The sequence below is a fragment of the Kaistella yonginensis genome (genome assembly GCF_030409525.1).
GTDB lineage: Bacteria > Bacteroidota > Bacteroidia > Flavobacteriales > Weeksellaceae > Kaistella > Kaistella yonginensis.
In genome coordinates this window covers 22279-46647 of the sequence record NZ_JAUFQB010000054.1, presented here as the reverse complement: position 1 = coordinate 46647, position 24369 = coordinate 22279, and the positions used below count along the sequence as shown (strand labels likewise).

At 37.5% G+C, this 24369-nt stretch carries 24 protein-coding genes; 6 read left to right on the top strand and 18 right to left on the bottom strand.

Going from position 1 to position 24369, the window contains the following annotated elements; translation table 11 throughout:
• Positions 1 to 60 precede the first annotated feature (60 nt).
• From QWY78_RS10940 to QWY78_RS10870, 15 genes are all read right to left on the bottom strand, one after another.
• Positions 61 to 591: a DUF488 domain-containing protein gene (locus QWY78_RS10940; RefSeq protein WP_290219725.1), complete on the bottom strand. Its 531-nt coding sequence runs from the start codon at positions 589 to 591 to the stop codon at positions 61 to 63.
• Positions 592 to 831: 240 nt separating this feature from the next.
• Positions 832 to 1779: a transketolase family protein gene (locus QWY78_RS10935; protein ID WP_290219723.1), complete on the bottom strand. Its 948-nt coding sequence runs from the start codon at positions 1777 to 1779 to the stop codon at positions 832 to 834.
• 1 nt (position 1780) lies between these two features.
• Positions 1781 to 2932 (bottom strand): hypothetical protein, encoded by a 1152-nt coding sequence (locus QWY78_RS10930; protein ID WP_290219721.1) that lies wholly within the window; start codon positions 2930 to 2932, stop codon positions 1781 to 1783.
• Positions 2933 to 2943: 11 nt separating this feature from the next.
• Positions 2944 to 3795 carry a transketolase gene (locus QWY78_RS10925; RefSeq protein WP_290219719.1) on the bottom strand — a complete coding sequence of 284 codons (852 nt, stop codon included), beginning with the start codon at positions 3793 to 3795 and terminating at the stop codon, positions 2944 to 2946.
• Between the two features lie 105 nt (positions 3796 to 3900).
• Complete coding sequence (locus tag QWY78_RS10920) at positions 3901 to 4428, bottom strand: hypothetical protein (RefSeq protein WP_290219717.1); 528 nt, start codon at positions 4426 to 4428, stop codon at positions 3901 to 3903.
• Between the two features lie 39 nt (positions 4429 to 4467).
• Positions 4468 to 4896 carry an SRPBCC family protein gene (locus QWY78_RS10915; RefSeq protein WP_353960530.1) on the bottom strand — a complete coding sequence of 143 codons (429 nt, stop codon included), beginning with the start codon at positions 4894 to 4896 and terminating at the stop codon, positions 4468 to 4470.
• Positions 4897 to 5080: 184 nt separating this feature from the next.
• The gene (locus QWY78_RS10910) at positions 5081 to 6658 is read right to left on the bottom strand and encodes a sodium:solute symporter (RefSeq protein ID WP_290219715.1); all 1578 of its coding nucleotides are present in this window, start codon (positions 6656 to 6658) and stop codon (positions 5081 to 5083) included.
• A 283-nt stretch (positions 6659 to 6941) separates the two neighbouring features.
• Positions 6942 to 7514, bottom strand: coding sequence for a TMEM175 family protein (locus QWY78_RS10905; RefSeq protein ID WP_290219712.1), 573 nt, complete (start codon positions 7512 to 7514; stop codon positions 6942 to 6944).
• Positions 7515 to 7592: 78 nt separating this feature from the next.
• Positions 7593 to 9104, bottom strand: a complete 1512-nt coding sequence (locus tag QWY78_RS10900) for a catalase (RefSeq protein WP_290219710.1) — start codon at positions 9102 to 9104, stop codon at positions 7593 to 7595.
• A 216-nt stretch (positions 9105 to 9320) separates the two neighbouring features.
• On the bottom strand, positions 9321 to 9605 hold the full coding sequence (locus tag QWY78_RS10895) for a GNAT family N-acetyltransferase (protein ID WP_290219709.1): 285 nt from the start codon (positions 9603 to 9605) through the stop codon (positions 9321 to 9323).
• Positions 9602 to 10006 carry an OsmC family protein gene (locus QWY78_RS10890; protein ID WP_290219707.1) on the bottom strand — a complete coding sequence of 135 codons (405 nt, stop codon included), beginning with the start codon at positions 10004 to 10006 and terminating at the stop codon, positions 9602 to 9604. Before QWY78_RS10890 ends, QWY78_RS10895 begins: the two co-directional genes overlap by 4 nt.
• A 21-nt stretch (positions 10007 to 10027) precedes the next feature.
• Entirely contained in the window at positions 10028 to 10930 is a 903-nt protein-coding gene (locus tag QWY78_RS10885; RefSeq protein WP_290219749.1) for a pirin family protein, read from the bottom strand.
• Between the two features lie 98 nt (positions 10931 to 11028).
• Positions 11029 to 11898: a pirin family protein gene (locus tag QWY78_RS10880; RefSeq protein WP_290219705.1), complete on the bottom strand. Its 870-nt coding sequence runs from the start codon at positions 11896 to 11898 to the stop codon at positions 11029 to 11031.
• A 109-nt stretch (positions 11899 to 12007) separates the two neighbouring features.
• Entirely contained in the window at positions 12008 to 13405 is a 1398-nt protein-coding gene (locus tag QWY78_RS10875; protein WP_290219703.1) for an MFS transporter, read from the bottom strand.
• Positions 13406 to 13581: 176 nt separating this feature from the next.
• Positions 13582 to 13830 (bottom strand): hypothetical protein, encoded by a 249-nt coding sequence (locus QWY78_RS10870; protein WP_290219701.1) that lies wholly within the window; start codon positions 13828 to 13830, stop codon positions 13582 to 13584.
• A 296-nt stretch (positions 13831 to 14126) separates the two neighbouring features.
• Here QWY78_RS10870 and QWY78_RS10865 point away from each other — a divergent pair, with 296 nt between their 5' ends.
• The 5 genes from QWY78_RS10865 to folK all read left to right on the top strand — a co-directional run bounded on the left by QWY78_RS10865 (position 14127) and on the right by folK (position 20950).
• Positions 14127 to 15332, top strand: a complete 1206-nt coding sequence (locus QWY78_RS10865) for an RsmB/NOP family class I SAM-dependent RNA methyltransferase (protein WP_290219699.1) — start codon at positions 14127 to 14129, stop codon at positions 15330 to 15332.
• Positions 15333 to 15717: 385 nt separating this feature from the next.
• Entirely contained in the window at positions 15718 to 17313 is a 1596-nt protein-coding gene (locus tag QWY78_RS10860) for a GMC oxidoreductase (RefSeq protein ID WP_290219697.1), read from the top strand.
• Between the two features lie 215 nt (positions 17314 to 17528).
• Positions 17529 to 19199 carry an asparagine synthase B gene (asnB, locus tag QWY78_RS10855; RefSeq protein WP_290219695.1) on the top strand — a complete coding sequence of 557 codons (1671 nt, stop codon included), beginning with the start codon at positions 17529 to 17531 and terminating at the stop codon, positions 19197 to 19199.
• A gap of 202 nt (positions 19200 to 19401) precedes the next feature.
• Entirely contained in the window at positions 19402 to 20121 is a 720-nt protein-coding gene (locus tag QWY78_RS10850) for an SDR family oxidoreductase (RefSeq protein WP_290219694.1), read from the top strand.
• Between the two features lie 46 nt (positions 20122 to 20167).
• Positions 20168 to 20950: a 2-amino-4-hydroxy-6-hydroxymethyldihydropteridine diphosphokinase gene (folK, locus tag QWY78_RS10845; RefSeq protein WP_290219692.1), complete on the top strand. Its 783-nt coding sequence runs from the start codon at positions 20168 to 20170 to the stop codon at positions 20948 to 20950.
• A gap of 74 nt (positions 20951 to 21024) precedes the next feature.
• Here the strand turns inward: folK and QWY78_RS10840 are convergent, their stop codons facing one another.
• Both QWY78_RS10840 and tyrS read right to left on the bottom strand, forming a co-directional pair.
• The gene (locus QWY78_RS10840) at positions 21025 to 21780 is read right to left on the bottom strand and encodes an acyl-CoA desaturase (protein WP_290219691.1); all 756 of its coding nucleotides are present in this window, start codon (positions 21778 to 21780) and stop codon (positions 21025 to 21027) included.
• Between the two features lie 103 nt (positions 21781 to 21883).
• Positions 21884 to 23179: a tyrosine--tRNA ligase gene (tyrS, locus tag QWY78_RS10835; protein WP_290219690.1), complete on the bottom strand. Its 1296-nt coding sequence runs from the start codon at positions 23177 to 23179 to the stop codon at positions 21884 to 21886.
• Positions 23180 to 23356: 177 nt separating this feature from the next.
• Between tyrS and QWY78_RS10830 the strand changes: the two genes are divergently transcribed.
• Positions 23357 to 23803 (top strand): KTSC domain-containing protein, encoded by a 447-nt coding sequence (locus tag QWY78_RS10830; protein WP_290219688.1) that lies wholly within the window; start codon positions 23357 to 23359, stop codon positions 23801 to 23803.
• A gap of 183 nt (positions 23804 to 23986) precedes the next feature.
• Here the strand turns inward: QWY78_RS10830 and QWY78_RS10825 are convergent, their stop codons facing one another.
• A complete protein-coding gene (locus tag QWY78_RS10825) occupies positions 23987 to 24364 on the bottom strand; it encodes a YchJ family protein (protein WP_290219687.1) in 378 nt (125 codons plus the stop codon).
• Between the last annotated feature and the right edge of the window lie 5 nt (positions 24365 to 24369).

The following is a 24369-nucleotide window of genomic DNA, read 5'->3' as shown; positions in this document are numbered from 1 at the left end:
GATTTTTAACAAAGTTTAATAGAACTTTATTTAAGAATTTTCACAAAATTAATGCGAAGATTATTCAGAATAAAATACCTTGTTGCCCACAATTCTTGCAGGTGCAGTATAAGGATGTTCCGTCGCTTTTCCTAAAGACATGATGTGCAAAACTTCCCAACCTTTTGCCTTGAAATAATCCGAAACCATGGAGCGGTGACAACGCCACCAAACTGCTTCTGAACACATTATCGCAGTCGGTTTCTCCAGTGCAAGCTTTGCCAGTTCGGCGGCAGCATTTGCAAAGGATTCGGTTTCCATGTAATCGGCGTAACCTTGAAAAGATTTATTTCGCCAAGTTGTATTTTTAGAATCCTTTTTTGCCGGTCTTCTGCCGCCTAGATCTTCAATATAAATATATTCTATTCCGTTTTCTTCTAAAGATTTTTTCAGCGCATCTTGATCGAATTGAGGATATTTTCGAGAGCCGGGCAATCTTCTGATGTCTGCTAAAATTTTAATATCAAATGAAAAGAGCAACTCCAAAAATTCCTCGATCGTTCTGGTAGAATGACCGATGGTGTAGAGGGTTGCACTTTCTGGAGGTTTCATTTTGAAAATTCATTTTCTTAATTATTATCAAAATTAAAGTTTTTAAATTAAAGTTTTGTCTCCAAATTAAAAGATGACCCAGTCTGGAATTTTCTTGGCTGGCTCTATATAAACCACATGATAGAATCGTGCGGCAGCGACGGGGAGTGTATTTAAAAAAGAAAATCCACTGAAATGTGATCAGTGGATTTGTCTATTTTCTAACAGCGAAGCTATTTATGATCTCTTCGTCTTTTGAAATTATCTCTTCATAATTCTCTTAACAGCTGCAATCACAGCGTCAGAATCAATTCCGTATTTTTTCATGAGTTCTGCTGGGGTTGCAGATTCTCCGAAAGTATCATTTACAGCTACAAATTCCTGGATGGTTGGTCTTTTTCGGGACAACATTCCGGCAACGGATTCACCTAAACCACCAATGTAGTTGTGTTCTTCAGCAGTGACGATTCTTCCGGTTTTCTCAATGGATTTCAGGATGATTTCTTCGTCCAAAGGTTTGATCGTGTGGATATTAATGACTTCACAGGAAATACCTTCTTTTTCTAAAGCATCTGCTGCCAATAAGGATTCCCAAACGAGATGTCCGGTGGCTACGATGGTCACGTCGGTTCCTTCCTGAAGCATAATTCCTTTTCCGATCTCGAAAGGCATATCTTCTGGAATGAAAACGGGAACAACTGGTCGTCCGAATCGTAAATAAACCGGCCCTTCAAAATCTGCGATGGCAAGGGTTGCCGCTTTGGTTTGGTTGTAATCACAAGTGTTGATCACGGTCATTCCGGGCAGCATTTTCATCATTCCGATGTCTTCTAAAACCTGGTGCGTTGCGCCGTCTTCACCCAAAGTTAAGCCTGCGTGAGAAGCACAAATTTTTACATTTTTGTTAGAATAAGCAATTGACTGACGGATCTGGTCATACACTCTGGATGTTGAAAAGTTTGCGAAAGTTCCGGTGAAAGGAATCTTTCCGTTGATGGTTAATCCTGCTGCAATGCCCATCATGTTGGCTTCTGCAATCCCAACCTGGAAAAATCTTTCTGGTGCTTTTTCAATGAACTTCTCCATTTTCAAAGAGCCGATGAGGTCGGCACAAAGTGCAACCACATTGGGGTTTTTATCTGCTAATTCTGCCAAGCCGGCACCGAATCCACTTCGGGTGTCTTTTTGTTCTGTATAGGTGTATTTCATTTTAATCTAATTTTTCTAAATATTGATTGACTTTCTTTTGGTCCGATTTATTGAGTTTTTCCTTTTCTGCATTGATGAACAAGAATTCTCGCCGAATTTCATCGATGGTTATTTTTATCGCCACATTATGAGATTCACTTTGGGTGAGATAAAGATCGCATAATTGTCCCGTCAAATTTTTAAGATGGGTTGCGAAATTTTTATCCTCCAGAATTGGCAGATTCTTATTCAGGTCTGTGCAATGGGTTGGAAGCATTTCCCACATTCTTTTATTGGGCAAGTTATCGATTGCATAAGATCCTTCTTCCGGTTTTTTCTTGTAAGTTGATACATATTTCTCTACACTTAAACCCTCGTCGATGTATGCGGAATCCATTATTGCAACTTGCATGGAATCTGCCATCTCGTGTTCAGAATTAAATTCGGATTCGTATTTTATTCTTTCGACTAAAAGGGAATCTGCAGTTCTTTGCTGCTGCATCATCGCTTTTCTTTGGTCAAAGAATGCGTAATTTTGCGTGTCTTTAATCGATTTAATAATGATGTAGTCATCAGTTTTGGATTCTCCTGGACCTACTTTTAATACCAAACCTTTTAAATTGGAGTTTGATAGCTTTGCATTACTCAATTCATTGATGATACTCGAAACTACGGGAACATTATTAATTGCATTTTTTTCATCGATACAAATTTTTATTTTCTCGGTCGCAATTTCGTCAGAAGGATCATATTCAGGATTTCCGTACGGATAACTTAACAAATAATTATTGCAAGAAATACCTAGAATGGTTTCTTTGGAGTTCAAATTTTTCACCGTCACTTCCGAAGGTTTTTTATCCGATTTATTATAAATACTTCCGAAAAAAAAGTAATTCACAAACATAGAACTTGTTAAAATATTATTAAAGCCAAGTTTTACGGGAATGATTCCTATCTCATTAGAAAACAAGTGGATCGGAAGATAATTCATTTCCAATGAAGTTAGAAATTCTCCTTTATTACTCGACAAAAGTTTGAAAGTTGGTAAAGGTTTATTCCCAATGTTTGTAGAATAGCTGGTGTAATTTAATTCTTTGGTAAATTCTATCTTTTTTTCTTGTCCGAAGGTGAATACCAATAGAAAAATTGCAAAAAACATATAGTGTTTTTTCATTTTTATTCTGGTTAATAATCTGAAGCAGCTTCTAAATACAACTGCTTGAAAGCAGTTGCTAGTTGCTCATCATTCGGTGCTTTGCCGTGCCACGCGTGTGTTCCGGTCATAAAATCGACTCCGTAGCCCATTTCGGTATGTAACAAAATACACACGGGTTTTCCTTTGCCAGTCTCGGCTTTTGCTCTTTCAAGAATGGCGATGACGGCTTCCAGATCGTTTCCGTTTTTTTCATTCAAAACAGTCCAACCAAAGGCTTCCATTTTTGCGTGTAAATCTCCGAGGTCTAAAACATCATCGGTATCGCCATCAATCTGCCGACCATTGTAATCGATGGTGGTAATGAGGTTATCTACGTTGTTTGCCGCGGCATACATAAATGCTTCCCAATTCTGGCCTTCTTGTAATTCGCCATCGCCTTGTAAAACGTAAACAAGATTTGCATCACCGTCTAATTTTTTACCTAATGCTGCTCCAATCGCAACGGATAAACCTTGACCCAAAGAGCCAGAAGCGATCCGAACGCCGGGAAGTTGATCGTGCGTAGTTGGGTGACCTTGCAATCTGGTTCCCAATTTTCTAAATGTGGCCAGTTCTGCTACCGGGAAAAAATCGAATCTCGCTAAAGTGGAGTAGAATACGGGCGAAATATGCCCGTTGGAGAGGAAGAATAGATCGTCGTTTTTTCCTTCCATGGTGAAAGGGAATTTGTAGTTCATTACTTTCCCGTACAAAGCGGTGAAGTATTCGGTACAGCCCAAGCTTCCGCCGGGATGACCTGAATTTACAGCGTGAACCATTCTTAAAATGTCTCTTCTAATCTGTGTGGTAAGAGATTTCAGCTCTTCAGTAGATTTACTCATTATTGTTGATTTATTAGTTCACGAATTTACGAATTTTTGGTGGGTTTGGGAAATGAAAAAATCCGGGGTTTTGTTCCGAATCTTTGGTTTTAAAATTGGAGTTGCTTAGCAACCTTCATTGATATACACAGTAACTTCTACCACTACATTATTGATCATTCGGAAAAATAATTCGGTGTTGGAATCGGAATCGGATAAAGTAAAGGAGCTTTCTGTGGTGGATTTTTTTGAGGTTTTCTCGTCCCACATTTGGTTTACAGAATAGTTGGGATAATTTCTGTAAGCATCTAAAAGTTGATCTTTTGTGCTTCCAACACCAATACCGCTTTTGGTTTTAAATTTTGGGCTTTTGGTGGTAAGGTTATAAATGCCAATGGCACTTGGCTGATTTTCACCGGCGTAAATTTGACTTAATGCGATTTCGATTTTTTCGCCATTGTAATTTGCGATGGCGACCTCATTGCCATATTTGTCCTTTCCATTGTTGAATTTGGTATTGGCAACTTTTCTCATATCGGTTTCTTTCATTCCGTATTTGAAGGGTCCGATCCTTAAGGTAGAAAGGTCGTAATTGTCTTGTGCATTGATGGAAAATGAGATAAAAATGAGGAGTAGAAAAATGGCTTTTTTCATGGTTTTGTGGTTTTAAATTTATTAGATAAAGATAAACTTTTATTTTAATATTTCTTTCCATTTCTCACTTTCTGCACTTTCTTTAATCACATTATTTCTTTCGATAAGAAATGAAGTCATATATTTTTTAAGAAATAATTTATTTGCCAATTTACCCAGAAATCCAAGCGGAGATCGGTATTCAAAAATATCTATCATCAAAGTTCCATTGTTTAGATCTTCGAAATAATGCCGATGTTTAAAACTTTTGAAAGCACCTTTTAGCATTTCATCTACGAAATAATTTGGCTTTTCAAATTCTGTGATTTTGGATGTTAAATTTTGATAAATTCCAAGATTTTTTGCGCGCCAAGTTACGGTATCATTCAATTCCATCAATCCGGAAGTTTTTCCTGCGATGGCTTTTTCGTTTGTTTTTTTGGTTGAAAGTAAATGCAAATCTACACTTCGAGAAAGATCAAATACCAACTCTTTTTTTTGCTTTGATGATGGTTTGAAGGTGGATTTTGGGCATAGAAAAAAATTAAATTCTTGTGGAAAACTTTTTAAATTAAACTTTGTCAAAGTACAATCACACCGCAGAAAACTTTGACAAAGTGTTGTGCGTTCTCACTTTGTCAAAGTTAAAAATCTTTGACAAAGTTTATCTCCATTACTTCACCACTTTCAAACCCTTACTCCGAATCAACCACAACCCAATAAAAGTCAGCAATCCATTAATAATGATCAACTCCACACCGATTTTGTAAGCGCTGTTGTGCGTTACCACGTAATTTAAAAAATAAGTTAAAACCGGTGAAACCAAAGTGACGACCAGAATGCCGTACTTTTTTACAATCTGGAACTTGGTTAAAATTCCGAACGCAAATAGGCCCAGAAGTGGTCCGTAGGTGTAACCGGCAACCTCCATAATTAAATAGACGATCGATTTATCATTGATGGCTTTAAAAACCATGATCAAAACAAAGAAAATAACCGTGAAAACCAAGTGAACTTTCATGCGCAATCTTTTCTTTTCTTTTTCTGTTTTTTCTTGATTTTCGTTCATGTTCAATAAATCTACGCAGTACGAACTCGTAACCGCTGTGAGGGCGCCATCAGCCGAGGGAAAGAGCGCAGAGATTAAACCGATAATAAAAATTACCGCAATAAATAACGGGAAATATCCTTGCAGCGAAAGGGCCGGAAATAAATCATCGCCCATCATATTGTTGATTACGCCCGTGGCCGGATCTTTAAATCCAAAAACATTGCTGATGCTTTCTTGACCATTGACCATGTTCACAATTTGACCATATTCAGCACCATTTTCCATGGAAAAAAGATAAAGAAGTCCACCCAAAAATAAGAAGGCCAAATTCACAACAAGCAAGGTCACGGCAAAAGTCAGCATATTCTTTTTTGAGTTGTGCAGATTATCCACCGAGATATTTTTCTGCATCATTTCCTGATCCAAGCCCGTCATGGCGATCGTAATAAACATTCCACCCAAAATGGTTTTCAGGAAAAAAGTCTTAGAATTCAGATCGAAATTAATGAAATGCGTATAATCGTTCGCCGCCAAAACCGTGTAGGCTTCTGCTGCAGAAAGATTCAAATTCGACAAAATATAGACAATACAGCCAATTAAACTGATAATCATAAAAGAAGTTTGCAGCGTATCGGTAATCACAATCGTCTTTACACCACCTTCAAAAGTGTAGAGCAAAACCATTAACAAAATCACCGCTGCCGTCACCCAAAATGGAATGCCCAAACCTTCCAAAAGAAAAATCTGCAAAACATTAACAACGAGAAATAACCGAGCTGTTGCCCCAATCGAACGTGAAATAATGAAAAATAATGAGCCGATTTTATGTGCTTCCACATTAAAACGTCGACCCAAATAGGTGTAAATTGAGGTCAGATTCATTTTATAGTAAAGCGGCAGCAAAACAAATGCGACGATGAAATAACCAATAAAAAAGCCGATCACCAGCATATAATATTCAAACCCACCGAACGGATAATCGCCCGCCGTCATCTTGCCCACCGTGCCCGGCACCGAAATAAAAGTCACGCCACTCAAACTCGTGCCGATCATCCCGAAGGCCACCAACCACCACTTACTTTTTTTGTTCCCGATAAAAAAAGACTGGTTATCCGCATTTCTACTCGTAATATAAGAGATGACCAAAAGGCCGATAAAATAGGCGAAAACAAATAAAAGCAAAATCGTTCCTGTGTTCATTTTTAAAAATTTAGGAACAAATATAGTTTTTTTCTCATTCATTTGGGCGCCTTTATCCGCCCTCCGTTCCCAATCTTTTAGCTTTACGATATGGATTTTATGCAAATAAAAAGGGGTGAATGGTGTTGTTGAGTAAGCGAAAATTCAGGTCGGCGCGCAGATTTTTGCTACTTATCAAATTCAGGAAATAAAAACCTTTCAGCGTTTCCACTGAAAGGTTATCAATATAAAAAATGATAGCACGTTCATCATCCCCGAATAGCTTAATTACACGCGCCGCGACTTATTCTAAAGTTTTTTCAATTCGAAGATCCGGAATAATCCACATCAAAGCCACTATATAATAAATTACCACGCCGCCAATGGGAAATACAAAAGAAAGCAAAATACCGAGGCTGTAAAAAACAATAGATAATTTCTCTTTTAAAGTCGAAGTCAGCGCTTTTGCGATCACCGAATCTTTGCCTTCACCCTGTACGCAGAATTTCTCTAGAATATTAAAAGCAATGGCACACATGAGTAAAATCAATCCGTATAAAGCCACTGGATTTTTGGTGAAATTGTTTTCGCCCATCCAGGCCGTGGCAAACGGTAGAATCGACAGCCAAAATAACAAATGAAGGTTTGCCCATAAAATTTTACCATTTACATTCTTCACCGCTTGAAACAAATGGTGGTGATTATTCCAGTAAATACCGACATAAATAAAACTGAAAATATAAGAAAGAAATTTGAAGAATGTAGGTTTTAAATCGGCAAAAGTATCACCGTTTGGCACCTGCAGAGCCAGCACCATGATTGTAATAATAATCGCAAGAACACCGTCGCTGAAAGCCTCTAACCTTCCTTTTGTCATTTTGTTTTTTTTAATTTAGAGCCTAAATGTATAAAAAAAAGTGAGAAACTTAATTTCTCACTTTCTATTAAAATGGTTTTACGGTTGCGTTGGTTTTGGCGCCCATTGATCATAAGGCGTTAGATCAAAATTATTGACTTCCTCCATGCTTAATCCCAAAGCAGTTGCAACACCTACTCCATATTCTGGATCGGCTTTGTAGCAATTTCTGATGTGGCGAATTTGAATGAATTTTTCTGCGCCACCTACATTTGCTGCAGTATTTTTGAAAAGCAAATCTTGCTTTCCATCTGCTTTGATGATGCGGAATAAATCTCCCGGTTGCGTGAAATAATCTTCATCATCATCTCGGAAATTGTGTGCATAAGCGTCTCCAGATAATTCTAAAGGCGGTTCTTTTGCAGAAGGTTGCTCCTGCCATTCTCCATAACTGTTTGGTTCATAGTGTTTTGTTGCGCCATAATTTCCATCTACGCGCATTTGCCCATCTCTGTGAAAAGCGTGATACGGGCATCTTGGCTTGTTTACCGGGATTTGATAATGATTAACACCCAATCTGTAACGTTGTGCATCGCCATAAGAAAACAATCTTCCCTGCAACATTTTGTCTGGTGAAAAACCAATTCCGGGTACAATATTCGTAGGATTAAAGGCGGCTTGCTCAACATCTGCAAAATAATTTTCTGCATTTTTGTTGAGTTCAAATTCGCCAACTTCTATTAAAGGAAAATCTTTTTTGGACCAAATTTTGGTCAAATCAAATGGATGAAAACGATAGGTTTTGGCTTCTTCTTCCGTCATTATTTGAATTGCCATTTTCCATTTTGGGAAATTTCCTTTTTCAATGTTGTCAAATAAATCACGTTGAGAAGATTCTCTGTCCATCGCGATTAATTTTCCGGCTTCTTCATCTGATAAATTCTCGATACCTTGTTGCGTGATGAAGTGAAATTTCACCCAATGTCTGGTATTATCTTTATTCAAAAAACTGTAGGTATGACTTCCAAAACCGTGCATGTGACGATATCCGTTGGGAATGCCACGATCACTCATCAATATTGTTAATTGATGCATCGCTTCAGGAAGCAAAGTCCAGAAGTCCCAATTGTTGTTGGCATCCCGCATATTGGTTTTTGGATCGCGTTTTACAGCGTGATTCAAATCTGGAAATTTCATTGGATCACGGAAAAAGAAAACCGGTGTATTATTTCCTACCAAATCCCAAATTCCTTCATCGGTATAAAATTTTAGGGCAAAACCACGAATATCTCTTTCTGCATCGGCTGCTCCACGTTCTCCGGCAACGGTAGAAAATCGTGCAAACATTTCTGTTTTTTTACCGATTTCGCTAAAAATATGGGCTTTCGTATATTTTGAAATATCGTGCGTAACTGTAAAAGTTCCGAATGCGCCAGAACCTTTTGCGTGCATTCTTCTTTCCGGAATAACTTCTCTATCAAAGTTGGCCATTTTTTCTAGAAACCAATAATCCTGCATCAGCATTGGTCCTCTTTGTCCCGCCGTTTGTACGTTTTGATTGTCTGGAACTGGTGCTCCGGTTTGTCTCGTGAGTTTTTTCTTGTCTTCCATTATTCATTTTTTTTAATGAATCAAAGTTAGGGATTATAACCTCAAATAGTTATTTATTTTGTCTAAAACGGTTATTTGTTTTAAATAATTCATTTAAATTTTACAAATAAGCAAGATATTGAGGGATTTCATTACCAATAAAAAAACAGCCAAATAATTAGCTGTTTGTCTAGATTTTGAAGGATATTTAATTCCCACAGAACCAGTGGTTTTGTTTTAGAAAAGCAGATCCTGCAATTCTTCATATTTCTCGAAGGTCGCTTTTGCATACGGGCAAAGTGGGATGATTTTTTTGCTGTTTTCGCGCGCATATGCTGCACCTGCAAATACCAGTTCTTTTGCTAAACCTTTTCCGCCGAAAGCTTTGTCAACCTCGGTATTATCGATGATGAATTTGTCTTTCCCAGCCCATTTGTAGGTCATTTCACCAGCTTTTTCTCCGTCAAAATAAATTTCGAAGGTGCCGTTTTTTTCGTTGTTGAGGTGTTTGATTTCTGTCATGATTCTGTAAATTTTGTGTTAATTTCTATATTTCCGTGAAGTATTTTATGAATGGGGCACCGCTCTGCGATGGTATGCAAGCGCGCCAGTTGGTCAGCATTTAGCTTTGCTTCGTCATAACTGATGTTTCTTTCAAAAATGGTCGTTTTGGTTTGTGGGTAATTCTCCAGTATAACTTCTACATTAATTTTTTCAACGTCCCACTTTTTCCGATTGATATACATTCTTAAAGTGGCTGCCGTACAGCTCGCCAAAGAAGTTGCCATGATTTCGTAAGGGTTGAAACCTTTATTTTCGCCACCAGCGCTCACGGGTTCATCGGTAATGATGGTATTTTCTCCAGCGGTAACTTCGGTGTAATATTTTTGTCTTCCTAAACTTGCTTTTACGGTAACTGCCATTATTTAATTCTAATAAATTGTTTATTGTTTTCCTTTTAATATTGCTCTCGGCAGTGGGATATATTCCTGATCATCGCCCGGAACTTTTGGGAACGCATCTTCATTTTGATCAAACCAATTTTGTTTTGCCTGTTCGATGAGTTCTTTATCTGAATTGACGAAATTCCAGAAAATAAAACGTTCTTCCTCAAAAGGTTCACCACCAAAAAGATATACGGTTGTATTTTCTCCGATCTCAAATTCGCAGAGTTTTGCGTTTTTTGCAACCAGTAATTGCTTGCCACCGTATTGATTTCCTTCGATATGTACATTTCCATCTAAAACATACATCGCAACTTCACCAAATAAAGCTTCGCCGATATTGAGTTTCTGCGCTTCTTTACTTTTAATTTCAAGAAAAAATAATTTAGAATGGGTTGGCACTGGAGATTGGAGTTCCTGAAGTTCACCTGCTATTAATTTATACTGAATTCCGTTTTCTTCCCAAGTTGGGATTTCGTGTGCTTCGGTATGATGAAAAGTGGGCTCAGACTGTTCCATGTGTTTCGGCAGGCCAATCCAGATTTGAAATCCGTGAAGATTTTTATCCGTTGTTCTCAAATAATCGGGCGTTCTTTCGGAATGTACAACCCCTTTTCCTGCCGTCATAAAGTTCACCGCGCCAGGCTTGATTTCAATCGTGCTGCCCAAACTATCGCGATGCATAATTGCACCTTCAAAAAGATACGTTAAAGTAGATAACCCGATGTGCGGATGAGGCGGGACATCCATATTTTGGTAATCTTTTAATGCCGCCGGACCCATGTGATCAATGAAAACAAAAGGTCCAACCGCCCGTTTTTCACGAAATGGCAGTAAGCGACCCACTAAAAAGTTGCCAATATCTGCGGGTTTTTCTTCTATAATTAAGCCAATATTCGACATCATACTATTAATTTTTAAGGATTATTTGAATTTTATTTGAATCAGAATCTAAATTTAATGAAATTTAAAATGAAAAAATCAGACTTTTTTTTTAAACTTTAATCTTCTAGATAACCGAATTTTCCTGTATTGTAATCATCAAAAGCTTGCATGATTTCCTGCCGGGTATTCATGACAAAAGGTCCATGGCTTGCGATAGGTTCATGTAGGGGTTCACCGCTTAAAATTAAAACTACGCTATCTTCAGTTGCTTCTATGGTGAAGGTCTCACCACTATTTTCAAAAACAGCAAAATGATCGGTAGGTACCGCTTCTTCTTTATTAATGATGACATTTCCTTCAATAACTAAAGCGGCAGTGTTGTATTTTGCAGGATAATTAAAATCGGCTTTCCCACCTAATTTTAATTTGGCATTCATCAAATGAACGGGGCTGAAAGTAGTTGCCGGGCCTTGTTGCTCTTGATAATTTCCTGCAATTAATTCAAGATGACCATTACTTCCTAAATCAATGGTTTTCAAGTTTGCATATGCAATCGCTTGGTATTGGGGTTTATTCATTTTGTCTTTGGCGGGAAGGTTTACCCAAAGCTGAACCATTTGAAAAATCCCACCTGATTTTGCCCATTCGGTTTCGTGATATTCTTTATGTAAAATACCCGATGCAGCCGTCATCCATTGTATGTCGCCTTCGCCAATAATGCCGCCGCCACCAGCTGAATCGCGGTGTTCTACTTTTCCTTGATAGGCAATTGTTACGGTTTCAAAACCGCGGTGCGGGTGAACACCAACACCTCTTGGCGTAGAACTGGCACCGAAATTAAATTTTGAATTATAATCCAACATAATAAACTGATCCATTCTCTGCATACTAAAATTGCTGGGAATAAAATTATGAACCCGAAAACCATCACCAACGAAATGGGCCGGTTTGGGCTGAACGACCATTTGAACTTTTTTTACTGACATTTTATTTATCATTTACAGCAGCAAAATTACTGCAGAAAAGGATGAAATACATTGATATAGGATAAGTAACACTTAGGGTTAGGATCTTTATTCTTAAAAGTACTTTTTTTTAAAGTGCTGATTTCATATTTTCACCATCAGTCCAGTGAAGGCGTCTAAAAACAAATCCAGTAAAGATCGTGAGTAAACCCACCAGGAAAAACGTATATCGAAATGCCAGATGAATTTCGCCGTGTGTGATCGCCGAGTTATTTTCAAATAATTTTAAGGTAATTAAACCGATGGCAATACCGAAACCTACTGCCAGCTGCTGATTCACGGCCAATAATGAGTTTCCACTGCTCGTATGAGCATCACGCAAATCGGCAATCGCGATGGTATTCATTGCGGTAAACTGAATGGAGTTGAAGAATCCCAGAATCGCAATAATCGGTACAAACCAATATATAGAACTTTTGATGCCAGGAAGTCCTAAACAAGCAATGAGAAATCCGATGATGAAAGTATTGGTCATTAAAGTCTTACGGTAACCAAATTTATCGAGAATTTTAATCACAAAAGATTTTCCAAACATCGCAGTTAAAGCCATTGGAGCCACAATCCAGCCAGAAATTACCGCAGTTTGACCGTAGGCGATTTGGATCATTAGTGGCAATAAAAGCGGGATCGCGCTGATTCCTAGGCGTGTTGCCAAGTTTCCTAAAATACCTACCCGAAAAGTTCTCACTTGAAATAAATTCAAGGGAAAAATAGGGTTTTCTGTTTTTTTGGCGTGAACATAATAATAGTAAATCATTAAAAAACCTAAAGTAAAAATCAGTAAAACCGGTGTGGTGTTTTTGGCGGTTCCAAAAAGCTCCAAAGAAACCGATAGCAGCAAGGAAGCTGAAGCGAAAATCAAAAAACCTTTTAAATCAAACGTTATTTTGGTAGATCGATAATCTGGCATGTATTTTAAGCTGAGCATAATCCCTAATAATCCAAAAGGAATATTGATGAGAAAAATCCAGTGCCAAGAGAGATAATCAACCATATAACCACCAACCAAAGGTCCTAATATAGGCCCAATTAAAGCAGGAATGATGGCATAATTCATCGCTTTGACCAGTTCGTTTTTCTCAAATGTTTTAATTAAAGCCAAGCGGCCGACAGGCGTCATCAAACTTCCGCCAATCCCTTGAATAACCCTGGAAAATACCAAATGGTTGAGGTTTTGTGAAGCGGCACAAAGCAAAGATCCTAAACTGAAAATTATTAAAGAAGCGATAAAAACTTTGCGCGTTCCAAATTTGTCCGCCAAAAACCCACTGACCGGCATGAATAGCGCCAAAGTCAAAACATAACTAATAATCGCATTCTGCATATCCAATGGTGATTCCTGCAAATCTTTAGCGATAGACGGAAGCGACGTATTGAGAATGGTCGAATCCAGCATTTGCATAAAGATGGAGGTCGCCAAAATAAGTGGCAGGTATTTTTTAACAGCAGTATCTTGAATCAAAGGCATTCGGCAAATTTAGCGCAAAAGACAGCAAAGGATTTGCCATCAATTAATATATCTTTATAAAACAGTGATTGAAAAAAACAATAGCCAAATAAAATGAACACTTCTGATGTATAAAAATACATAATTAGGATAAAAAGCACACAGTCTTTTGCCTAAAAATGTTGCGATGTTCGGATTTATTTTAAATCACGGTTTTTTAATTCTTTTTTTAAGGCCTCCTCTTTTTTTCTGTTTCTAAAGAGGATCAAGACAAAGAACAAAGGAAACAAGGTAAAGAAACCAAAACCATTTTTCACGGTGCTGTACACGGCAATTCCGATGAGCATTCCGATCAGAACTCCGTGAAGAATAGCATTGGATTTCATTTTTTTTCGTTCAGCAAGTAACTGCTCGTCGGTGAGGGTGGATAATTCTGGACTTGGCATTTGGCGATGATTTATTTTAATGTTTACATTCTAAGCGGTGTTCAAATATACTTTAATTTTAAAATTAGCCGATAAAAATGTCGTCTTTTTTATAATATTTTCAAAATTTAAAGTAGATTTTACTACTTAAACATAAAAGCGTTTTTTTTAATTAAATCAAAAGTCTCACACTGAAAATTCATCTTTTTGAATGGGATCATCTAAAACCAAGACTATAATATTCGGTTTAAAAACCCTATTTTTGCAAAAATTTAATCCGAAGGTTCGAGATTGAATTAAAATTAAATACATCCGAAATGGAACTCATACACAGAAACTTACTCATTGGAATTCACGACGCGTTGCAGGAGACTTTTTTCGAAGATCGAAAATATGCAGATAAAGTAATCGAACGTCTTTTGAAAGGCCGTAAACAATGGGGCAGCGAAGATCGAAAAGTGGTCGCCCAGATTTTTTACGACATCATCCGTTGGAAAAAACGCCTCGAATATTATATGGGCGAAGGGGTAAAACCAAACAATATTTATAAAATGATTCTGGCGTACTGTCTTTGGACCAAAACGCACTATAAAAAATTTGAAGAATTCGACGGCATCAAAAATGCCGATATCCTTATTAAATTAAAGAAAAATTCAGTTCCTACTAAAGCGATTGAGTATTCGATTCCTGAGTGGCTGGCAGAGACTTTTGAAAAAGAACTCGGTATGAATTGGGAGCGAGAAATGGTCGCACTGAACGAACAAGCTCCGACCATTCTGCGTGCTAACACCTTGAAAACAACCGCCAGAGAATTGATTTCTGATTTAAGAGATGAAAATGTAGAAAGCTTCCAGATCCCAAACTACCCTGATGCGGTACAGTTGGAGTTAAAGAAAAATGTTTTTTTAACCTCTGCTTTCAAAGATGGCCTTTTTGAAGTTCAAGACGCAAGTTCGCAAAAAATCGGTGAGCTACTCGACGTACAAGAAGGAATGCGCGTGGTTGATGTTTGTGCAGGTGCAGGTGGGAAAACCTTGCACTTGGCGGCTTTAATGAAAAATAAAGGACAAATCATTGCCCTGGATATTTATGAGTGGAAATTAGCAGAATTGAAACGCCGCGCAAAAAGAGCGGGTGCACACAATATCGAAACCCGATTTATTGACGATAATAAAGTCATTAAAAGACTGCACGAAAAAGCAGATCGCCTCTTAATCGATGCGCCTTGTTCAGGCTTAGGGGTTCTGAGAAGAAACCCAGATTCTAAATGGAAAATCGATCAGGACTTTATCGATAGAATCAAAAAAGAACAAGAGAAAATCCTACAGGATTATGCTAAAATATTGAAAAAAGGTGGTAAAATGATCTACGCAACCTGTTCCATTTTGCCCAGTGAAAATAATAAACAAGTTGCCCTATTCCTAAAAAATAATGAAGGGTATACTTTGATAAAAGAAGAAAAGGTAATGCCTAGCGAAGGTTTCGATGGCTTTTACATGGCCTTAATCGGAAGAAACGCTTAAGCAGTTTCTGGAGCAACCCAATTTTTGCTTTTTACAAAACCCGTCCGGCTCTACACTGTATCTTTTTTTCGTCGTTCCTCCTCAAAAAAGGATGTCGTTGCGATCCGGGCTAGAAAAAAAGTGCAGGTTTCTTTTACAATTTAAAATAGTGATAGCGTTCCCTAGGAGCGCTATTTTGTGTAAATTTAACTTGTTCTTTAATTGTCCACAAAATTATATCCAACGTATTATTAATTTCTATTAAATCATGTTATACTAATTGTATAGAAGAGGATACAATCGATGCTTTAAAGTATTTCCAAAGGACAAAGCGGTGATTTACTATGGACTGCCTACTTCTATTATGCTCAATAGCCAACTCTAGTATGGTTATTGTTTAGTGGTAATGATGAATCGCAAAGAATTTATTCAAAATAGTAGTCTAGGAGTTACTGCCTTTTTCTTTTTAGGATCAGGCAATTTGTTTGGTAAAGCCCAAAATCCGTTGGAACACCAATCCATAAAATCCACAGAAATCATCAATAAAGAAGTCGTAATCATCGGTTCTGGATATGGTGGTTCGGTCGCTGCTTTGCGCTTAACCGAGAGAAATATTCCCGTAACACTCTTAGAAATAGGCTTGGATTGGGGAAAATCTGGAAAGAGATTTTCTGCGATGAGCAAACCCGGTCATTCTGCCGCGTGGCTAAAAACAAAGAGCATTGCGCCATTTTTTAATCTCTTTAGTTTAGAAAAATATACGGGTGCGCTGGATCGTTTAGATTTTGAACATATTAAAATATGGGTGGGTCGCGGTGTTGGTGGCGGCTCTTTGGTAAACGGTGGCATGGCTGTTACGCCTAAAAAAGAGTATTTTAAAGAAATATTTCCATTTTTAGATACCGAGAAATTTTACACGATTTATTTTCCGTTGGCCAATAAAGAACTGAAAACCAATGTTGCTTCGGAAGAGTTTCTGCAAGATTGTGATTTCTATAAATTCAACCGTGTGGGCGAAGAGGAAGCGCATAAAGCAGGTTTTAAAACAGTTCGTGTCCCGAATGTATACGACTTCGATTACATGGAAAAGGAATACAAAAATGAAGTTCCCCGATCTGCCCTCGCTGGAGAAGTGATTTACGGAAATAATTATGGGAAAAATTCCCTGGACAAAACCTATTTGAAAAAAGCATCATCTACCGGTAAACTAGAAATTCTGGAGCTTCATCAGGTGAATCACTTCTCACAAAATCCAGATCAAAGTTATTCGATCGATATTTCTGTAATCAATACCAAAGGCGAAGCAATTCAACATAAAATCATCAATACCAAAAAACTAATTCTTGCTGCAGGTACCATGGGTTCATTGGATTTATTATTAAAATCTAAGGCCGTAAACCAACTCCATATGGATGAAAATATTGGAAAAGAGTGGGGGAACAACGGGAATTTCATGACCGGACGAAATTGGGTAAAAGCTTTTTCTGGTGGTACAGGATTTCAACAGTCTACCATTCCAGTCGGTGGGATTGATTATTGGGAAGATAAAAAACACCCATTTTTTGTCGAGATCGCACCCTTACCGATGGGAATGAATGTAGCAACCTCCCTTTACTTGATGGTCAATAAATTGAAAAAATTTGGAGAGGTCAGTTATAATCCCAAAGAACAGAAATTAAATTTGCGCTGGGATCAATCCCATACCGCGCATATGAAAGACAATGCGAAATATTTTCTTCGAAAAATGAATAAGACCAATGGTGGAACCCGCGCTCATTTGTTGTTCCATAATGGTTTTGGCGCAGACATTTGTTACCATCCTTTGGGTGGGGTCGTGCTGGGAAAGGCAACTGATCAATTTGGAAGATTAAATGGGCACCAGAATTTATATGTGATTGATGGTTCCTTAATACCAGGTACGATTGGCGTGAATCCGTTCGTAACCATTACGGCAATTGCGGAATACTGCATGGAGGAAATTATTAAAAAGGATTTTGTTTAGATTTCATTTGCCATTAAAGTGAGGTTTTAAACCAGAATAAATTTTATCCACTTTAGATAGCAAATTTTCTTCTCAAACTTTAAATTTTACTATTTAAAAACGAAATTTAGTATAAAATTAACTTTTTGTAACTTTTGTTTTTGTTTTGTAAACAATTTTAATATGTTTGCGCTAGAATTTTAATTAAAAGTTACAAAACGAATAAATATAGGATTATGTGTGGAATTGTATGTCTCTTTGACGCTAAACAAAAAACCGAAATATTGAGACCACAGGTTTTAGAAATGTCGAAAAAAATCCGGCACCGTGGTCCTGATTGGAGCGGTATTTTTCAGAATGAAAAAGTTGTTTTTTCTCACGAACGTTTAGCCATCGTGGATCCAACTTCTGGAAAGCAGCCTTTGTTTTCAAAAGATAAATCAATGGTTTTAGCCGTCAATGGTGAAATTTACAATCATAGAGAATTAAGAAAAGAATTTCCGGATTATGATTTTCAAACCGAGTCTGACTGCGAAGTGATTATCCCACTGTTTCAAAAATATGGAAAAACCTTTGTTGATAAATTGAACGGAATCTTTGCTTTTGCCATCTATGATATCCAAAATGAAATTTATTTGGTGGCCAGAGACCACATGGGAATTTGCCCGCTTTATCAGGGTTGGGATCAGCATGGGAGTTATTATATAGCCTCCGAACTGAAAGCGTTGGAAGGGGTTTGCAAGAAAATAGAAACCTTTTTACCCGGCCATTTTTTATTCAGTCCCGATGGCTATGAATTGCAACAATGGTACGAAAGAGATTGGGAAGATTATGATCATGTAAAAGACAACCCAACCGATATTACACAACTTAGAAAAGCTTTGGAAGATGCTGTTCATCGACAACTGATGAGCGATGTTCCATATGGCGTTTTGCTTTCCGGAGGTTTAGATTCCTCTATTATTTCTGCGGTGACCGCAAAATATGCACGAAACAGAATTGAAAGTGGTGATACGCAAGAAGCTTGGTATCCGCGATTACACAGTTTTGCAATTGGACTAGAAGGAAGTCCGGATTTAATTGCTGCCCAAAAAGCCGCCGAACATATTGGCTCCATTCATCATGAAGTTCATTTTACCGTTCAAGAAGGTTTGGATGCGGTTCGTGATGTAATTTATCATTTAGAAACCTATGATGTCACCACAATTCGCGCTTCAACACCGATGTATTTGCTCGCAAGAGTTATCAAATCCATGGGAATTAAAATGGTGCTTTCTGGAGAAGGAAGCGATGAGATTTTTGGTGGCTATCTGTATTTCCACAAAGCTCCGAACGCAAAAGAATTTCACGAAGAGAATGTGAGAAAATTAGGAAAGCTTCATCTTTACGATTGTTTGCGTGCCAACAAAGCCTTGATGAGTTGGGGAATTGAAGGTCGGGTTCCGTTTTTAGATAAAGAGTTTATTGATGTCGCCATGCGCCTTAATCCGAAAGATAAAATGGTGGCTGCCCACGAACCGAGAATTGAAAAATGGGTTTTGAGAAAAGCCTTCGAAGATATTTTGCCAGAAAATATTACGTGGAGACAAAAAGAACAGTTCTCTGATGGTGTTGGCTATTCCTGGATTGATTCTTTAAAAGAAGTGGCCGAAAAAGAAGTGACCGATGAGATAATGACGAATTCTAAATTCCGTTTTCCATTAAATACTCCTCAGAACAAAGAGGAATACCGATACCGTGCGATTTTTGAAGAACATTTTCCGAGTGAAACAGCCGCTGCTACCGTTCCATCCGTTCCGTCGGTAGCCTGTTCTACCCCGATTGCCCTGGAGTGGGACGAAGCCTTTAAGAATGCCAATGATCCCAGCGGGAGAGCAGTACTTTCTGTTCACGAGGACTCATACTAATTAGAAAATATTTACCTAAAATGATTCGGAACCGGGTGTAAACTCGGTTTTTTATTTTATTTAAAGACTTCATAAAATCACCATTTTTTTTATCAATATCGAGTATTGGTGCATACTTTTAACCAAGAATTTTTTTCAATACATTTTTATCGTACATTTATAAACGTGAATAAATTATCCTTTTTTACATTAAAATTAATCTATGAAAAATTACGCTTTAGTAACGGGCGGAGCCGATAGAATCGGAAAAGCGGTCACTGTTCATCTCGCACAGCAAAATTATAATTTGGTGTTGCATTACAATTCTTCTAAAGAAAAAGCGCAGAAATTAAAAGAGGAACTCGAATCGATTTATGCTGACATCACCGTGGAATTATTGCAAATTAATTTTTTGAAAGACAACGATTTTGATGAAATTTTTACAGAATTGAAAAAGAAAAAAATCACAATAGATATTTTAGTAAACTGTGCCTCAGATTTTATTCCGTCTGGTTTTAGAGAAAAAGGAAGTGAGCTATTAGACAAAGAAATGACCATTAATTTTAAAATTCCTTACCTCTTAACCAAAGCATTTGCAAGCGTTTATGGCAAGGGAAATATCATTAACTTCGTAGATACGAAAGTTGCGAAAAACAATACCGTACACCTTGATTATATTTTAAGCAAAAAGTTATTAAGTGATTTTACCAAAATTTCTGCCGTGGAATTGGCACCAAATATTCGGGTTAATGCAATTGCGCCCGGGTTAATTTTACCACCGGAGGGCAAAGATGAATCGTACTTGTTAAGCTTGGCGCAACATATTCCTTTAAAAACAATTGGAAATTTAGAAGAAATATTGAAAGCCGTACAGTTTATTTTAGACAGTAATTTTTTCACTGGTCAAATCCTCTATATTGATGGCGGAGAACATTTGGTCTAATCATTGGCATTTATACTTTAAAATCAGATCTAAAAAATAGTAAAATATGGGAGCAACCTACAATCCTAAATTGTCCGAAGTCTGTGTTGAAAATCTGCGCTTAAGAGCGTATATTGGTTTCATTGATTGGGAAACCGAAAAATTGCAGGATGTTGTAATTTCTTTTTCCTTTAAATATGATACTGCTCTTGCATCAAAAACAGATGAGGTGCAAAATGCCGTAGATTATAAAAAAATTACGAAAGGGATTATCAAATTTGTGGATCATCAAAGTTTTCACCTGATTGAAACCTTAGCGGAAAAAATTTATCAGTACATTCAATTTTCTGGAGCTGCTTTACAAGATATTACAGTCAAAGTTGAAAAACCACATGCCTTGCGTTTTGCAGACAATGTACTGGTTCAAATTGATGGGAAAGACCGCTACCATGCAGCAGTGATCGCCATGGGTTCTAATATAAATTCTGCGGATAATTTTGATAAAGCTTTAGGACACCTTCAGCAAATTGGTTTCATCATGCAGCGTAGTTCTTTTATAAAAACCGAACCACTTAAATTTGAAGAACAGCCCGAATTTCTGAATGGGGCAATTCTGCTGCACACCACAAAAAGCTTGTCTGAATTGAATAGGCATTTAAAACAAATTGAAGCGCTCTTAGGCCGGGTAAGAACCGAAAACAAAAATGCACCTCGCGAAATCGATTTGGATGTGACGACCTACAATGGATTTATCGTTGATCAAGATTTCGCAGAGTTTCCTTTTCTGATCGAGTTTGTGCAACAACTGCAACCCGAAATTCAGCTGGATAATTCAGTCTTGAACAGATAAAAAGCCCAGCATTTAATCAGTCGGAAATCACAATAAAAATGTCTCGTCAAATAATGACGAGACATTTTTTTTATTTAATATTCTCTCTTGACAACGACTGCAACTGGATTCAGTTTAATAAGTTTCATTTTATCGAGTAGCACCATGATGTAATAAGTTACATCAATTTCATGCCATCTTACCCCACCGAAATTCGCTCTGCCACCGTGTTTGTGGTGATTGTTATGATAAGCTTCGCCCATCATTAGCCAATCAAAACGGAGGAGGTTTTTAGAAGTATCAGAAACTTTAAAATTGGTGTAACCATAAATGTGTGCAAACCAGTTAATTATTACCCCATGAATTGGCGCCATCATATAGGCAACCGGTAATAAAAGCCATTGCCACCAAGCGGTTGCAAAGAAATAGAAAAAAGCAGTGTAGGCAATTCCCCAAGCGAGTCTTGATCCCCAAGAGCTGGCAAATTTGTCGAAACCTTCCCATTGTGGCACATTCTTGGTGAATTTTTCCTCAATAATCGCTTTCTGACTGTTGATATCAGCATAGATTTTCTTCGTACGCCACATCATTGAAAACAAATTATCATCATATTTCGGGGAGTGTGGATCTTTTTCAGTATCGGCAAAAGCATGATGCATTCTGTGCATCACTCCGTAACCGTAAGCGGAAAGATAATTAGATCCTTGCGTTACCCAAGTTAAAACGAAACAAAGCTTCTCGCCAAATTTCGACATTTTAAAAGATTGGTGCGCCGCATACCGATGCAGAAAAAAAGTCTGGAAAAAAAGTCCTGAATACCAAAGGACAACGATGAAAATAATGATAACCATGTAATAAAATTAAGTGGCAAAGATACGATGAAATCCGTAAAAATAAAAACCGGAAGTGCTCCGGCTTTCATAATATAGTGTTAAAAATTAGCAGTTTTGTGCTTTATACCGCTTTTATAATAAAATAATTTTTTTTGCCTTTTTGCACTAAAAGAAATTTCTCATCGATTAAATCACTGTCGGCAACTGTAAAAGTTTCGTCTATTTTTTCTTTATTAATGGAAATTGAATTGCCCGCCAATTCTCTTTTTGCTTCTCCTTTCGATTTTAAAAAACCTGATTTTTCTGAAATTAAATCGATAATGTTACTTCCCACAACTTCAGCTTTTGTGATTTCTTTTTGGGGAACACCTTCAAAAACCTCCAGGAAAGTTGCTTCATCCAAATTCACCAAGTCTTCTGCCGTGGAGCGACCGAATAGAATCTCGGAAGCTTTCACTGCTTTTTCAAATTCTTCACGATTATGAACCCAAACCGTGACTTCTTCTGCCAGTTTTTTCTGTAATTTACGCTCATGTGGAGCCAGTTGATGTTCGTTAATTAAGGCTTCGATTTCTTTTTTGCTTAAAAAAGTATAGAATTTAATAAATCGTTCAGCATCGGCATCAGTGGCATTCACCCAAAATTGGTAGAATTTGTATGGCGAAGTTCTCTTTGCATCGAGCCAGTAGTTTTCGCCCGCTTCCGATTTTCCGAATTTTGAACCATCCGCTTTGGTAATGAGTGGAACGGTTAAAGCAAAGGCTTCACCCTGTACTTTTCTTCGGATTAATTCGGTACCCGTGGTGATATTGCCCCATTGATCAGATCCGCCCATTTGAAGACGTATGTTTTTTTCTTTATAAAGATGCAAGAAATCATAACCCTGCAATAGTTGGTAAGAGAATTCTGTGAAACTCATTCCTTCCGCACCGCCTTCACCAGTTATTCTTTTCTTCACCGATTCTTTCGCCATCATATAATTTACGGTGAGGTGCTTGCCGGTATCTCGAATGAAATCAAGAAAAGAAATCGTCTTCATCCAGTCGTAATTGTTAACCAACTCTGCGCTATTGGTTTCTGTTCCATCGAAATTCAGGAATCTTGAAAGTTGACCTTTCAAACATTCTACATAATGATTTAGAGTGTCTTCATCTAAAGTATTTCGCTCATTGGATTTTCCAGATGGATCACCAATCATTCCGGTGGCACCACCAACCAGAGCGACAGGTTTATGGCCGTGTTGCTGAAAATGTGCCAATACTTTAATCGGGATTAAACTCCCAATATGCAATGAATCTGCTGTAGGATCGAAGCCGATATACGCCGTCGTCATTTCCTTATTTAGTTGTTCATCGGTTCCAGGCATCATGTCGGCAAAAAGGCCGCGCCATTTCAGTTCTTCAATAAAAGCGTTCATTTCAGTACAATTTTTTAAAGTAGCAAAGGTAAGAATTTCAAAGGAAGAGCCAGCTGAAGACTCGAGAAAGTTTTTTTTGGAGAAGCATGAGAATTTTTTTATTAATGTAGATCATTCAACAGAAATGATATTTAAATTTAAAAGCGTAATTTTGCACCCGCAAAAAAAGATATAGTTATGAAGAGAATTGGTGAACACAGAAAACTTCTTGGGGTTGATAAAACAGCCACTTTGAAAGATTTAAAAACAGTCTACAGAAATACGATGAAAGAAGCGCATCCTGATAAATTTGTAAATGATGAAGCGGGCAAGCTTGATGCGGAAGAACAAAGTAAAACAGTGATTGAAGCTTATCATTTTTTAGTGAGCATCAATCCTGAAACGCAAGAAAAATACAAGGAAGAATACACAGAAACAATCGCAAAATCGATTATTCAGGATTTTTATCATGAGAAATCGATCTTGAAAGTTCAGCATTTTAATGGGAAAATGTACGAATATATCGGCGTTCCGAGAAATACCTATATCAAAATGGTCAACGCAGATTCCCCAAGCCGATTTGCCAGAAGACACATCTACGGAAATTATACCTACAGAAAGTCGGGTGAAGCAATGGTTGATTAATTACCAGGCTACCACTTTTTAATCCTATTTCAAAAACATAAATTCAGAATTAATTGTGTTTTTTGTTGTTGTAATGGCGATTTTTCTTGAATTCTATTTGTTATCGCTCTTTATTAGCAGCGTTAAGCGCTTTCCATTGTCGGTTGCGCTATTGTTCTTACGCGCGCATTTTTGAATTATTTTTTAATCTAAAAATTCACCCGAAACATAATACCAACGCTCATTCAATTTCTGAAATAAGGAAAGTTCATGATGTACTTGTGGTTTTCTACTTTCATCGTTGTAGAAGGCTTTGAATTCTACTTGATTTAAAGTTGGTGTTTGAACAATTTCCAATTTTGTCCATTCATTAATTTCGCCCCATTCCTGTAAATCTTTTTCGTTATAGAGTTTTCTTTTGGCGGGCACGGTAGTTTCCATCAGATATTCTCCATTGGGAATGGCGAAGGCAGAAAACCGAGAGCGCATCAACGCTTCGGCTGTTGGAGCAAGTTTTTCACTTTTGTGATAAGGTTTGCAACATGCTTCGTACGATTTTCCAGAGCAACATGGGCAGTTCATTTCTC

Excerpts from the sequence above, each read along its gene's own strand:
- QWY78_RS10940 (WP_290219725.1), bottom strand. The coding sequence starts at position 591 with ATGAAACCTCCAGAAAGTGCAACCCTCTACACCATCGGTCATTCTACC.
- QWY78_RS10935 (WP_290219723.1), bottom strand. The coding sequence starts at position 1,779 with ATGAAATACACCTATACAGAACAAAAAGACACCCGAAGTGGATTCGGT.
- QWY78_RS10930 (WP_290219721.1), bottom strand. The coding sequence starts at position 2,932 with ATGAAAAAACACTATATGTTTTTTGCAATTTTTCTATTGGTATTCACC.
- QWY78_RS10925 (WP_290219719.1), bottom strand. The coding sequence starts at position 3,795 with ATGAGTAAATCTACTGAAGAGCTGAAATCTCTTACCACACAGATTAGA.
- QWY78_RS10920 (WP_290219717.1), bottom strand. The coding sequence starts at position 4,428 with ATGAAAAAAGCCATTTTTCTACTCCTCATTTTTATCTCATTTTCCATC.
- QWY78_RS10910 (WP_290219715.1), bottom strand. The coding sequence starts at position 6,658 with ATGAACACAGGAACGATTTTGCTTTTATTTGTTTTCGCCTATTTTATC.
- QWY78_RS10905 (WP_290219712.1), bottom strand. The coding sequence starts at position 7,514 with ATGACAAAAGGAAGGTTAGAGGCTTTCAGCGACGGTGTTCTTGCGATT.
- QWY78_RS10900 (WP_290219710.1), bottom strand. The coding sequence starts at position 9,104 with ATGGAAGACAAGAAAAAACTCACGAGACAAACCGGAGCACCAGTTCCA.
- QWY78_RS10895 (WP_290219709.1), bottom strand. The coding sequence starts at position 9,605 with ATGACAGAAATCAAACACCTCAACAACGAAAAAAACGGCACCTTCGAA.
- QWY78_RS10890 (WP_290219707.1), bottom strand. The coding sequence starts at position 10,006 with ATGGCAGTTACCGTAAAAGCAAGTTTAGGAAGACAAAAATATTACACC.
- QWY78_RS10885 (WP_290219749.1), bottom strand. The coding sequence starts at position 10,930 with ATGTCGAATATTGGCTTAATTATAGAAGAAAAACCCGCAGATATTGGC.
- QWY78_RS10880 (WP_290219705.1), bottom strand. The coding sequence starts at position 11,898 with ATGTCAGTAAAAAAAGTTCAAATGGTCGTTCAGCCCAAACCGGCCCAT.
- QWY78_RS10875 (WP_290219703.1), bottom strand. The coding sequence starts at position 13,405 with ATGCCTTTGATTCAAGATACTGCTGTTAAAAAATACCTGCCACTTATT.
- QWY78_RS10870 (WP_290219701.1), bottom strand. The coding sequence starts at position 13,830 with ATGCCAAGTCCAGAATTATCCACCCTCACCGACGAGCAGTTACTTGCT.
- QWY78_RS10865 (WP_290219699.1), top strand. The coding sequence starts at position 14,127 with ATGGAACTCATACACAGAAACTTACTCATTGGAATTCACGACGCGTTG.
- QWY78_RS10860 (WP_290219697.1), top strand. The coding sequence starts at position 15,718 with ATGATGAATCGCAAAGAATTTATTCAAAATAGTAGTCTAGGAGTTACT.
- asnB (WP_290219695.1), top strand. The coding sequence starts at position 17,529 with ATGTGTGGAATTGTATGTCTCTTTGACGCTAAACAAAAAACCGAAATA.
- QWY78_RS10850 (WP_290219694.1), top strand. The coding sequence starts at position 19,402 with ATGAAAAATTACGCTTTAGTAACGGGCGGAGCCGATAGAATCGGAAAA.
- folK (WP_290219692.1), top strand. The coding sequence starts at position 20,168 with ATGGGAGCAACCTACAATCCTAAATTGTCCGAAGTCTGTGTTGAAAAT.
- QWY78_RS10840 (WP_290219691.1), bottom strand. The coding sequence starts at position 21,780 with ATGGTTATCATTATTTTCATCGTTGTCCTTTGGTATTCAGGACTTTTT.
- tyrS (WP_290219690.1), bottom strand. The coding sequence starts at position 23,179 with ATGAACGCTTTTATTGAAGAACTGAAATGGCGCGGCCTTTTTGCCGAC.
- QWY78_RS10830 (WP_290219688.1), top strand. The coding sequence starts at position 23,357 with ATGAAGAGAATTGGTGAACACAGAAAACTTCTTGGGGTTGATAAAACA.
- QWY78_RS10825 (WP_290219687.1), bottom strand. The coding sequence starts at position 24,364 with ATGAACTGCCCATGTTGCTCTGGAAAATCGTACGAAGCATGTTGCAAA.